Below are 11389 nucleotides of genomic sequence, written 5' to 3'. Positions count from 1 at the left end.
TGTCATGTCAAGGTTGATTTTTATTGGCCCTCCAGGTTCTGGCAAGGGAACCCAAGCCGCTGAACTCTCCAAACGGGAAAAAATTCCCCATATTTCTACAGGAGAGATCCTCCGTAATAGTGTGGCCAACCAAACGGATTTGGGGTTGAAAGCTAAGTTCTATATGGATCAAGGCTCTTTGGTTCCTGACGAGTTGGTGTTTGATTTGGTAGAGGAGCGGTTGAGTCAAGAAGATGCCCAAAGCGGGTGGATTCTAGATGGGTTTCCGCGCAATAGTTCCCAGGCTGAGACCTTCCAAAAGATGTTGTATTCCAAAAATAAGGATTGTGATTATGCCATTTTCTTGGAGGTTCCAGAAGCGATTTTAATTGAGCGGCTTTTGTCTAGAGGACGGGCTGATGATACAACGGAGACCATTCGCCATCGCTTGGAGGTTTATCATGAGGAAACTCAACCTTTGATTGAGTTCTATGGCGCTCGTGGTAAACTGAGACGGATTCGGGGAAATCAGCCGGTGGAAAAGGTGACTCAAGACTTACAACATGCTTTGACTATGGGACATTAGGCTATAACCGCTCACAAAATTGAGTTTGACAAAAAAAGTTTGATAAGATATGTAAAGACCCCGGAAATTTTGTTTTCGGGGCATAGTCATGGGAATGGAATTCCTATACTAAAGACCTGTTGAATTGAGGATGGATTACATTGGCTAAACAAGATTTAATTGAGATGGAAGGGCAAGTTACAGAATCCTTGCCCAATGCTATGTTTCGGGTAGATCTGGATAATGGGTTTAATGTGTTAGCCCATATTTCGGGTAAGATTCGCCGGAACTATATCAAAATTCTGCCAGGCGATCGCGTAAAAGTAGAATTGACTCCCTATGACTTAACTAAAGGGAGAATCACTTATCGATTGCGTAAGAAGTAGACTTTTCTGGCCCTCTCCCTTGTTGGGTTTGACAAAACCTAAGTAAAACTGATAAGATGTTATATTTGTAGACATTGAGAAATAGGACATGAAAGTGCGAGCTTCCGTCCGTAAAATGTGTGAGAAATGCCGAGTTATCCGCCGTAAAGGTCGGGTAATGGTTATCTGTTCTAACCCAAAACATAAGCAACGTCAAGGTTAACTCAAACCGAAGACCCATGGAATGAGTTGGAGAACAGATCGACCCTCCCCCCAGGGGGATAACCTAGTTAAGTTGTTCAAGACGAGGGAGAAAAAGCGTGGCCAGAATAGCTGGTGTAGACCTACCGCGAGATAAGCGGGTAGAAATAGGTCTGACCTATATCTATGGGATCGGATTAAGCCGTTCTCAGAAGATCTTAGCGGAAACTGGAGTGAATCCAGATACTAGAGTTAAAGATTTAACGGACGCAGATATTGTTGCCCTAAGAGGAACTGTAGAAACCCAATATCAAATCGAAGGGGATCTCAGACGTTGGGAGGCAATGAATATCAAACGTCTGATGGACATTGGAACCTATCGGGGAAGACGGCATCGTATGGGATTACCCGTAAGGGGACAACGTACCCGCACCAATGCCCGTACCCGTCGTGGAGTCCGCCGCACGGTAGCCGGTAAGAAGAAAGCAGCAGCTAAGAAATAAATAGTCTGTTGTTGATGGAACTCCCCCTATGGGAGCCTCAAAAAACTCTGAGATAAAGACCAATAGAGTGCAACACAATTATGGCACGACCGAAAAAAACAGGCCCTAAAAAACAAAAGCGAAATATTCCTAATGGTGTAGCCCACATTCAATCGACATTCAATAACACGATTGTCTCGATTACTGCTCCAAACGGAGATGTGATTTCTTGGGCTTCAGCCGGATCGAGTGGATTTAAGGGAGCCAAAAAAGGAACTCCCTTTGCGGCACAAACGGCCGCTGATAGCGCTGCTCGTCGGGCAATCGACCAAGGAATGCGGCAAATTGAAGTGATGGTCAGTGGCCCCGGATCGGGGAGAGAAACCGCTATCCGTGCCCTACAAGGTTCAGGTTTGGAAATTACTCTCATTCGAGATGTCACCCCCATTCCTCATAATGGATGTCGTCCTCCAAAACGGCGACGAGTCTAGGGTAATGGCGATCGCCTCTGCACATTGAGCAGATTGGGCGCGCCTGAGCCTCATCAATGACAGAAAAAACAGCTAGGAAGGTCATAAGATAGCCCTCCTAGGAAGCAGGCGAAGGGAGGTGGCTCTGTGGGGCAGTTTCAGGTTGAATGTGTTGAAAGTTATACCGAAAAAGATCAAAGTCAGTACAGCCGATTTATTCTAGAACCCCTAGAACGAGGTCAAGGAACCACGGTAGGCAATGCCCTGAGACGGGTATTGCTTTCTAACCTGTTGGGAGCAGCCGTGACCTCAGTCAGAATTGCTGGCGTAAATCATGAGTTTGCAACCATTCCAGGCGTTCGGGAAGATGTTTTAGAGATCTTACTGAACATGAAGGAAATCATTGTTAAAAGTCACTCGAATCAACCCCAAATTGGCCGTTTAGTGGCCGCGGGGCCAAAAACAGTGCAAGCAAGCGACTTTGATTTACCGTCAGATGTGGAATTAGTCAATGGGCATCAAAAGGTAGCCACCCTATCGGAGGGAGCAACCTTAGAGATGGAGTTTCGGATTGAAACCGGAACCGGATACCGCTCCGTAGACCGGAGTCGCCAAGATCCAACTTCCCTGGACTTTCTCCAGATCGATGCAATTTTTATGCCCGTGTCTAAAGTCAATTATATGATTGAAGATGCACGGGTTGGGGGTTCCTTAGAACAAGACCGGTTGATCCTTGATGTAACCACCAATGGGAGTATTACTCCCCAAGAAGCCCTATCTCAAGCATCAAGTATATTGGTTGATTTATTTAGTCCCCTCAAAGATATTACCTTTGAGCCACTCAAGGATGAACCAGAACTGACCGATGATCCCAATAGTCAGATTCCGATTGAAGAATTACAGTTATCGGTGAGAGCTTACAACTGTCTCAAACGAGCGCAGATAAATAATGTATCAGATCTACTAGATTACACCCAAGAAGATTTGCTGGAGATCAAAAACTTTGGAGCTAAATCAGCCGAAGAAGTGATTGAAGCTCTGCAACAGAGGTTGGGAATTACTTTGCCCCATGAAAAGGCAAAATCCTAACTTCAGTCATGGGTTCAATCTTGTCTAAACTTTGAAACGTGGAAAAGTGTTATGCGTCATCGTTGTCGTGTCCCCAAATTGGGAAAACCCGCAGATCAGCGTAAGGCTCTACTGAGATCCTTAGCGACTGAGTTAATCCGTCATGGTCGGATTACAACCACTAAAGCCAGGGCGAAAGCTGTCCGTAGTGAAGTGGAAAAAATGATTACCTTGGCCAAAAGTGGAACCCTGGCGGCCCGTCGTCAGGTTTTGGGCTATCTATACCTAAGTGGGAGTTCAGACCCCAAAGAACATATGCTGAGGAAAAAGCAATTGGTTCATGCGCTGTTTGAACAAGTGCCTTCTCGGTATGCCGATCGCCAAGGTGGATATACTCGCATTCTGCCCACGGTTCCTCGTCGGGGGGACAATGCAGAAATGGCGATTATCGAATTAGTCTAAGTCAGACCCAATTTAGGTGATGGGGAATACAGGGAAAAACGAATGAAATCCCGTTGGCAACTCAAAGATTCGGATAATTTGACCGATGAGCGTCAACGGATTGCTCTCGTGATTCAGTACCTGGGAACCCATTTCCAAGGTTGGCAGCGTCAAGGAAAAGGAGAACGAACCGTACAAGAGGAACTAGAAAAGGCGATCGCCTCTGTAATTGGCCAGTACGTTCCCGTTGTAGCAGCAGGTCGTACCGATACCGGAGTCCATGCTGCGGCTCAAGTGGCCCACTTTGATGTCTCTGGGCCCATTCCTCCCCAACGGTGGGCGATCATTCTCAATAGTCGCTTACCCGAAGACATCCTGATTCGCGGTTCTACCGAGGTTCCTCCCACTTGGCACGCCCGGTTTTCTGCCCTTTGGCGACGGTATCGATATACCCTCTATACCCAAGCTAACCCTAACCTATTTGTGCGGCATCTAACTTGGCATTATTATTATCAATCCCTGGATGCCAACCGAATTCAAGCCGCCCTCGACCCTTTACTCGGTCGTCATCACCTATCCGCCTTTCATCGGGCTGGATCGAGTCGCAAACACTCCTGGGTAGATATCCAAACGGCCCAATGCACTGTCGAAGAGCCATTTCTGGCGATCGAAGTCCAAGCCAATGGATTTCTTTATGGCATGATGCGGCTTCTGGTGGGATTACTGGTCAAAGTCGGGACAGCAGAAATCACCCCCACAGAATTTACCCATCTGTGGCAAGAAGAACGGCGAGATTTAGTCAAATATGCAGCTCCAGCCCAAGGCTTATGTTTGCTGCGCGTCGGCTACCCAGACCCTCCGTTTCCCCCAGAGGTTTGGTTTGACACCCAACCCCAGTTTAAATTGGGTTAAACCCAATCGCTCTCTATGAACACAAACGATTAATTATGACTAAAACCTACTTACCTCCCCAAGAGAGTCTAGACCGCAAATGGTATGTGGTCGATGCCGAGGGCCAACGTCTCGGCCGTTTAGCCACAGAAGTGGCCAATATTTTGCGGGGCAAAAATAAGCCTACCTTTACCCCTCATATGGATGTTGGCGATTTTGTCGTCATTGTCAATGCTGAAAAAATTCAGGTGACCGGTAAAAAGCGGGAGCAAAAACTCTATCGCCGCCATTCTGGCCGTCCAGGAGGGATGAAAACGGAAACTTTTGCCAAATTGCAAGGGCGAATTCCAGAGCGAATTTTGGAAAAAGCAATCAAAGGTATGCTGCCGAAAAATGCTTTAGGACGCAAGCTCTTTACCAAGTTAAAAGTCTATGCAGGGCCCAAACATCCCCATGAGGCACAAACGCCAGAAGTTTTAGAATTGAAAACTGTACCCGGAGAAGATAACTAATGCAAGCTACTGAGAGTCAAAAAGATCGGGCTGTTTATTGGGGAACTGGACGGAGAAAATCCTCTGTTGCTCGCGTCCGTTTGGTTCCCGGTCAAGGGGAATTGAAAATTAATGGTAAACCGGGAGATTTATATCTCCAGTTTAATCCCCAATATCTGGGAGCAGCTAAAGCTCCTTTGGAAACCTTGGGTCTGGAAAATGACTATGATGTTCTGGTGAATGTGAAAGGGGGTGGATTAACGGGACAAGCAGATTCGATTCGCTTGGGTGTGGCGAGAGCTTTGTGTGAACTCGATCCAGATAATCGCCAACCCTTGAAAATTGAAGGGTATCTGACCCGTGACCCAAGGGCAAAGGAGCGGAAAAAATATGGCTTACGCAAAGCTAGAAAAGCTCCCCAATACTCGAAACGGTAAGGGTAGGTATGGTTTTTACCTCATCCCCCAACCCCTTCTCTGGCAGGAGAAGGGGAGAGAATTCCTCTCCTGTGGGAGGGGAGTAATTGAAATTCGAGGTATAATAGGGTTTAAACCCACTTAAAGTTAATTGTTTTTTTGAAAGTGTAATCATCATGCCTAAATCTGATATTCACCCTAAATGGTATCCGGAAGCCAAAGTATACTGTAATGGCGAATTTGTGATGACGGTGGGTTCGACTCAACCGGAAATTCATGTAGATGTTTGGTCTGGAAATCATCCGTTTTTTACGGGAACTCAGAAGATTATTGACACCGAAGGACGGGTGGAACGGTTCCAGAAACGGTATAACTGGATGGGAAGTAAGAAGTAGCAGCCATTGCGATTGGTCTTTGTGGGTTGTAGGGGTTTAACCTACAGTCCATGTATTATTCCCTGCTGTACCTCGACTCCGCTCGGTAACCGTAAACAACCTCAATCTTGGACACCTGAACAATGGCTGAAGCATATCTTCTTGACAAACTAACTTCTGTTGAACAGACGTTTAATGAATTGACTCGTCGGTTAGCCGATCCAGATATTGCTACCAACCCAGATGAGGTGCAAAAGGTGGCAAAGGCTCGTTCGTCTCTGGAGGAGGTGGTGAATACCTATGAGATTTGGAAGAAGGCTCAGGAGGAGTTGATCGGAGCGAGGGAGATTTATAAGGATTCAAGTGGCGATCGCGAACTGCAAGAGATCGCTGCGTTGGAAGTGCAAGAGTTGGAGATGAAAATCGATCAGCTAGAGCATCGGTTGACCATTTTGTTGCTGCCCCGCGATCCCAATGATGAGAAGAATATTATGTTGGAAATCCGTGCGGGAACGGGGGGAGATGAAGCCAGTATTTGGGCGGGAGATTTGGTGAGAATGTATTCCCGCTATGCAGAAGTGCAAGGCTGGAAGGTGCAACTGGTGAGTGAGTCCCCGGCAGAAATGGGGGGCTTTAAGCAGGCGATCCTAGAGGTGAAAGGAGAGCAGGTTTATAGTAAGCTCAAGTTTGAAGCAGGCGTTCACCGGGTGCAACGGGTTCCGGTGACGGAAACGGGGGGAAGAGTTCATACTTCAACGGCGACGGTGGCGATCATGCCGGAGGTGGATGAGGTGGAAGTAGAAATTGATGCTAAAGATGTAGAAATTAGTACAGCTCGTTCCGGCGGTGCAGGTGGGCAAAATGTGAACAAGGTGGAAACGGCGGTAGATTTGTTCCATAAGCCGACGGGGATTCGGGTGTTTTGTACTGAAGAGCGATCGCAGTTGCAAAACCGAGAACGGGCGATGCAGATTCTGCGAGCAAAGCTGTATGAAATAAAACTGCAAGAACAGCAAAGTGCAGTTACGGATATGCGGCGATCGCAGGTAGGGACGGGTTCGCGATCGGAAAAAATCCGCACCTACAACTACAAAGATAACCGGATTACCGATCACCGTCTGGGTCAAAACTTCTCCCTCGGAAGTGCCTTAGAAGGCAACATTGAAACTTTAATTCAGGCTTGCATTACCCAAGATCAGCAACTGCGTTTAGAAGAACTCGCCAGTCAAACCGTTCAAGCTTAGACATAGGGGTTTATGGATTCAGAGGTACAGGTAAAACCTGATTCTAATCTATCTGAACTTTATGATCGAGACTTCTATTTGTGGGTACAGACGACAGTGCAGTTACTCCAAGAAAGACAGCTCGATCAGATTGATTTTGAGAGTTTGATTGAAGAAGTGGAAAGCATGGGGAAGCGAGAGAAAAAGGAGTTAAAAAGCAGGCTAACTACTTTAATCGAACATCTCTTAAAGCTGAAATACTGGGAATCGGAAAAAGCGAACAATGCCAGGGGATGGCGACAAACGGTTGTAGAGCAACGTAGGCAAATTCAATATTTATTAGAAGATAGTCCTAGCCTGAAAGTTTTGTTATTTGAGGTCTGGACAGAATGTTATGGAAATTCGAGGAAGGATATTATTAGAAAGTATGAACTAGATCCGGAATTATTTCCGGCTGAACCAGAGTTGACTTTAGATAATCTCCTGGATGAAGATTATCTTCCAGAGTAATAGATTAAAATTCTAGGATGGAGTGAATTCAGTAGGTTCATAGAGTTATATCAAGTTCGCTTATTCATGTCCGCGAAGCGGAAATACCCTAATTAAAAATCCAGGGAGCAAGATGCTCCCACTCCAGTCATATCAAAGAAGCGGAAATACCCTAATTAAAAATCCAGGGAGCAAGATGCTCCCACTCCAGTCATATCAAAGAATTCGAGGAGTGCGGGCATCTTGCCCGCTTCTTAATAAATTTTCATGTCCGCTTGCGGAAACCGGACTTGATATGACATAAGATCAATTTATAAAATGACTATTGCCTTGTCCCTTAAAACTAAAAAACCCCCAGGTTGTAGCAACTGGGGGTATGGGGGTGAAAACTTAAATTTCAGCTCAACTTACACTTACACTGAAGCGACTTCTTTCTTTTGCGCTTCTTGAGCTAAGTATTTCTCTAGTTCGGTGAGTGCGTCTGCATCGACTTTGGTTTGCATGGGGCAGAATTTGGGGCCGCACATGGAGCAGAATTCGGCAGTTTTGTAGATGTCTGCGGGTAGGGTTTCGTCGTGATATTCCCTTGCGCGGTCGGGGTCAAGGGAGAGTTCAAACTGACGATTCCAGTCGAAATTATACCGAGCCGCGGAGAGTTGATCGTCTCGGTCTCTGGCTCCCGGACGATGGCGGGCAATATCGGCGGCGTGGGCGGCGATTTTGTAGGCGATTAAGCCGTTGCGTACATCTTCGGCATCGGGAAGTCCTAAATGTTCTTTAGGGGTGACGTAACAGAGCATGGCGGTTCCATGCCAACCGGCGATCGCCGCTCCAATGGCTGAGGTGATATGATCATAACCGGGGGCAATATCGGTCACCAAGGGCCCCAGCACATAGAAGGGAGCTTCCGAACACTCCTCCATCTGCTTCTTCACATTAAACTCAATTTGATCCATCGGCACATGACCGGGCCCTTCAACCATGACCTGTACATTATGTTCCCAAGCCTTACGGGTGAGTTGGCCCAAGGTTTTCAACTCCGCTAGTTGAGCTTCATCGGAGGCATCATGGGTACAACCGGGGCGCAGAGAATCCCCTAAACTAAAGGAAACATCATGTTTCTTAAAGATTTCGATAATATCATCAAAATGGGTATAGAGGGGATTTTGCTTATGATGGTGTAACATCCAGCGAGCAATAATACCACCACCACGGGAAACAATACCGGTGATTCGACTTCTCACTAAAGGCAAATGTTCAATTAGAATGCCCGCGTGAATGGTCATATAATCCACCCCTTGCTGGGCATGTTTCTCGATGATATGCAGAAAGTCATCGGGGGTGAGTTTCTCAATTCTACCGTTGACGCTTTCTAGGGCTTGGTAGATGGGAACTGTACCAATGGGAACTGGAGAAGCTTTAATAATGGCGGTGCGAATCTCGTCTAGGTTACCGCCTCCTGTAGACAAGTCCATTACCGTATCTGCACCATATTTAACGGCCAGATTCAGCTTATCAACTTCTTCTTGTAAATTGGAAGAATTGGGAGATGCACCAATGTTAGCATTCACCTTACATTTAGAAGCAATTCCGATCGCCATTGGCTCTAAATTGGTGTGATTCACATTGGCCGGAATAATCATCCGTCCCCGCGCAACTTCATCCCGAATCAACTCAGGGGGCAGATTTTCCCGTTGAGCTACATAGTGCATCTCTTCGGTAATCACGCCTTGACGCGCATAATTCATCTGCGTGACATTAGCTTGTCCCCGCCGTTTGGCTACCCATTCAGTTCGCATATGTATAAGTCCTCGAAGTGACAGCTTCCCTCCGCCGGTACTAGCCGGACTCAGGTTCTAAGGGTGTACTCTCAGCCCGATTCGCGATCGGGCACCCCTAGCTTGAGCCAGATTTTAACACGATTTGGGCACAAGAACAGAAAAATTTCGTTAAGCCTCTCTGCTTAGATAGTGAGAATGAGTTAAGACCCTGGTAAGTGTTGGATAGTTCTGCTAGTTTAGAATGGAAACAGAAGGGGAGTTTGTATTGATTGCCCTTTCAGCCGTTTCCAACGGCTGAAAGGTCGAGGATACCTTGCTAAGTTCAAAGATATATTCTTACAATAATTATGAATTATGTTTTCTGACATCATTTACCTTAAAGTATCGCCAAAGGTTGCAGGCCAGTTTCTCCGATCGCCATTCATTCATCCGCTAGGACAATTCAGGTCTAAACACCCGATCGAAAGCTTGATTTCGATAACGCCGATAAACATCAAAATCGCTATCCAAAGTAGCAATAGCCGGAATATCCAGCCTTTCAGAAATAGCAATCAGAGACAAATCTGCAAAATCTCCCGGCAAACTTGCATACCGTTCATTCAGTTCAGCAATCCGCAAAAAATCTTCAGGAAGCAGTGGAATAGATTCATAAAGTTCCCTAGCCATATCCCGAAGAAACTCATTTTGTGTACGCCAATTAGGACTTAAAAGCCATACCACTTCAGTAACGCAAGCCGTTGTAGTTACGAGGTGACTGGTACATCTCTCAAAGAAGACTCGTACCTGTTGATGATAGCGATCTCTGGCACTGTAGTAAGCTACTAAAATGCCACTATCTACAATAATTAGAGGATGATAAGTCATTGTGGATCGAATTGAGGATATTTTTTCTGTAAATAATTAGCAATTGCCTTTTTCCGATTTGCCCGTTCTGACAAATCAGGTGGCGCATCTTCTAGCAAATGTTCGGGATGTCCCCCACGTCTTTCGACAATAGTTTGGCGCGGTTGCAAAGTCAGCCAACGTTCTTTAACCAAGCGTTTAATCAATTCATCGCTGGTCGTTTTTTCCTTTCCCAAAATTTCCACTAAATAAGCTTCCGTTTCCTTATCCAATTCTATACTTAGCATGACAACCTCCGATTAATGTGTATTTAGGGCAATTTTGAATCTATTTCCCTTATTTTCATTATAAGATAGCTTCAAAAAAAATGATTTTTAGGTTTCATTCTTCATCACTACCGCACTGCTAATCCTGTAAATTTACGCATATATGGAGATCTATAGCCTAAGACGATATCAGACTTAGGTACTCCTGATTCAATTAATTCGTTGGCTATACCGACTTCAGTTCCGTCTCGTTGAATCCAAATTTTTCCCTCCCTAATCTCGGTGTGAATAACACATCCAAAAACTCGTCTTTCTCCACACCATCCAACATGAAACATGATATAACGATCGCGCTCAATATCGAAAGCAAGTTGAGCCTCTACTTCCAGATCGTCCCTATTACAGAGACTATGTTTTTTCACAATTGACTGAATGAGTGTTCTATATTTTTCTATTTCCATCGTCAAATCTCCCTCCTAATAGGAGTGTAGTGCATTTAACATCAATTTACAATATGAACGAACCTGAATCACCCCACTGATTGACAATTGAGCCTGGAGTCCTCAACAATAATCAAAAGCCTTTAGCCGATTTCATGAGACCTAAGTTTAAGGATACGATCGCCTGGCAACAAGCCGAACTGCTGATGCAACCCTCCCTGTTGAGGGTGGTGGATAATCTGCGTCAGGCTCTGGAAAGCTCAACCTGGGAAGGAACCTATGAAGAGGTTCAAGACCCCTATCCGGGTCATGTGCTGTGCTTAAAATATCAGGGTGAAGAAGTGCGCGTGAATTTGTGGGAGCTATGTTTCCGCATTTGTTTTCTAGAATATGCCATGACCCATTCTCCCTACGATGCACAGGAAGTCGAGATTGATACGAGCTTAATTGATGATACGGGAAATGTGGATTGGACGACATTGGAAGAGAAAACCAAGCAAGTGATTGCAGAAATGTTTGAGAATTTACCTAAGATGACCTAATTACGCTGTAGCGGCGGGTTTTTCCCAGATCTAGAACACCCCTTAATAACTGTGATGAACCC

General features: G+C 45.7%; 18 protein-coding genes and 1 riboswitch. Of the genes, 14 read left to right on the top strand and 4 right to left on the bottom strand.

Features of this window, described 5'->3' with window-relative positions:
- Window positions 1-4 precede the first annotated feature (4 nt).
- The 13 genes from PMG71_RS22480 (at window position 5) to PMG71_RS22420 (ending at window position 7476) form a co-directional block, all read left to right on the top strand.
- Window positions 5-565: an adenylate kinase gene (locus tag PMG71_RS22480; protein WP_283755971.1), complete on the top strand. Its 561-nt coding sequence runs from the start codon at window positions 5-7 to the stop codon at window positions 563-565.
- Between the two features lie 140 nt (window positions 566-705).
- The gene (gene infA / locus PMG71_RS22475; protein ID WP_271938968.1) at window positions 706-930 is read left to right on the top strand and encodes a translation initiation factor IF-1; all 225 of its coding nucleotides are present in this window, start codon (window positions 706-708) and stop codon (window positions 928-930) included.
- An 88-nt stretch (window positions 931-1018) separates the two neighbouring features.
- On the top strand, window positions 1019-1132 hold the full coding sequence (rpmJ, locus tag PMG71_RS22470) for a 50S ribosomal protein L36 (protein WP_271938971.1): 114 nt from the start codon (window positions 1019-1021) through the stop codon (window positions 1130-1132).
- Window positions 1133-1229: 97 nt separating this feature from the next.
- Complete coding sequence (rpsM, locus tag PMG71_RS22465) at window positions 1230-1613, top strand: 30S ribosomal protein S13 (protein ID WP_283755970.1); 384 nt, start codon at window positions 1230-1232, stop codon at window positions 1611-1613.
- An 80-nt stretch (window positions 1614-1693) separates the two neighbouring features.
- A complete protein-coding gene (gene rpsK / locus PMG71_RS22460; protein WP_271938977.1) occupies window positions 1694-2083 on the top strand; it encodes a 30S ribosomal protein S11 in 390 nt (129 codons plus the stop codon).
- 126 nt (window positions 2084-2209) lie between these two features.
- Complete coding sequence (locus PMG71_RS22455; protein WP_283755969.1) at window positions 2210-3151, top strand: DNA-directed RNA polymerase subunit alpha; 942 nt, start codon at window positions 2210-2212, stop codon at window positions 3149-3151.
- A 51-nt stretch (window positions 3152-3202) separates the two neighbouring features.
- Entirely contained in the window at window positions 3203-3592 is a 390-nt protein-coding gene (gene rplQ, locus PMG71_RS22450) for a 50S ribosomal protein L17 (protein ID WP_283755968.1), read from the top strand.
- 42 nt (window positions 3593-3634) lie between these two features.
- Window positions 3635-4483 carry a tRNA pseudouridine(38-40) synthase TruA gene (truA, locus tag PMG71_RS22445; RefSeq protein WP_283755967.1) on the top strand — a complete coding sequence of 283 codons (849 nt, stop codon included), beginning with the start codon at window positions 3635-3637 and terminating at the stop codon, window positions 4481-4483.
- Between the two features lie 35 nt (window positions 4484-4518).
- Entirely contained in the window at window positions 4519-4974 is a 456-nt protein-coding gene (rplM, locus tag PMG71_RS22440) for a 50S ribosomal protein L13 (protein ID WP_283755966.1), read from the top strand.
- Window positions 4974-5390: a 30S ribosomal protein S9 gene (gene rpsI / locus PMG71_RS22435; protein WP_283755965.1), complete on the top strand. Its 417-nt coding sequence runs from the start codon at window positions 4974-4976 to the stop codon at window positions 5388-5390. Before rplM ends, rpsI begins: the two co-directional genes overlap by 1 nt.
- A 155-nt stretch (window positions 5391-5545) precedes the next feature.
- A complete protein-coding gene (rpmE, locus tag PMG71_RS22430) occupies window positions 5546-5764 on the top strand; it encodes a 50S ribosomal protein L31 (protein WP_283755964.1) in 219 nt (72 codons plus the stop codon).
- Window positions 5765-5886: 122 nt separating this feature from the next.
- Window positions 5887-6987: a peptide chain release factor 1 gene (gene prfA, locus PMG71_RS22425; protein ID WP_283755963.1), complete on the top strand. Its 1101-nt coding sequence runs from the start codon at window positions 5887-5889 to the stop codon at window positions 6985-6987.
- 12 nt (window positions 6988-6999) lie between these two features.
- Window positions 7000-7476 (top strand): DUF29 domain-containing protein, encoded by a 477-nt coding sequence (locus PMG71_RS22420; protein WP_283755962.1) that lies wholly within the window; start codon window positions 7000-7002, stop codon window positions 7474-7476.
- Window positions 7477-7868: 392 nt separating this feature from the next.
- Here the strand turns inward: PMG71_RS22420 and thiC are convergent, their stop codons facing one another.
- The 4 genes from thiC to PMG71_RS22400 all read right to left on the bottom strand — a co-directional run bounded on the left by thiC (window position 7869) and on the right by PMG71_RS22400 (window position 10806).
- A complete protein-coding gene (gene thiC / locus PMG71_RS22415) occupies window positions 7869-9254 on the bottom strand; it encodes a phosphomethylpyrimidine synthase (RefSeq protein WP_283755961.1) in 1386 nt (461 codons plus the stop codon).
- A 9-nt stretch (window positions 9255-9263) separates the two neighbouring features.
- A riboswitch (TPP riboswitch) is annotated at window positions 9264-9363 on the bottom strand.
- Window positions 9364-9668: 305 nt separating this feature from the next.
- Window positions 9669-10100: a type II toxin-antitoxin system VapC family toxin gene (locus tag PMG71_RS22410; RefSeq protein ID WP_283755960.1), complete on the bottom strand. Its 432-nt coding sequence runs from the start codon at window positions 10098-10100 to the stop codon at window positions 9669-9671.
- The gene (locus PMG71_RS22405; RefSeq protein WP_283755959.1) at window positions 10097-10366 is read right to left on the bottom strand and encodes a hypothetical protein; all 270 of its coding nucleotides are present in this window, start codon (window positions 10364-10366) and stop codon (window positions 10097-10099) included. The genes PMG71_RS22410 and PMG71_RS22405 overlap by 4 nt, the downstream gene beginning before the upstream one ends.
- Before the next feature lie 107 nt (window positions 10367-10473).
- Entirely contained in the window at window positions 10474-10806 is a 333-nt protein-coding gene (locus PMG71_RS22400; protein ID WP_283755958.1) for a XisI protein, read from the bottom strand.
- A gap of 134 nt (window positions 10807-10940) precedes the next feature.
- Here PMG71_RS22400 and PMG71_RS22395 point away from each other — a divergent pair, with 134 nt between their 5' ends.
- Window positions 10941-11327: a hypothetical protein gene (locus PMG71_RS22395; RefSeq protein WP_347179374.1), complete on the top strand. Its 387-nt coding sequence runs from the start codon at window positions 10941-10943 to the stop codon at window positions 11325-11327.
- Window positions 11328-11389 lie beyond the last annotated feature (62 nt).

The organism is Roseofilum acuticapitatum BLCC-M154 (assembly GCF_030068475.1).
Taxonomy (GTDB): Bacteria; Cyanobacteriota; Cyanobacteriia; order Cyanobacteriales; family Desertifilaceae; genus Roseofilum; species Roseofilum acuticapitatum.
Note: the sequence above shows the minus strand (reverse complement) of the source record. Positions and strands in the feature narration are given on the sequence as shown.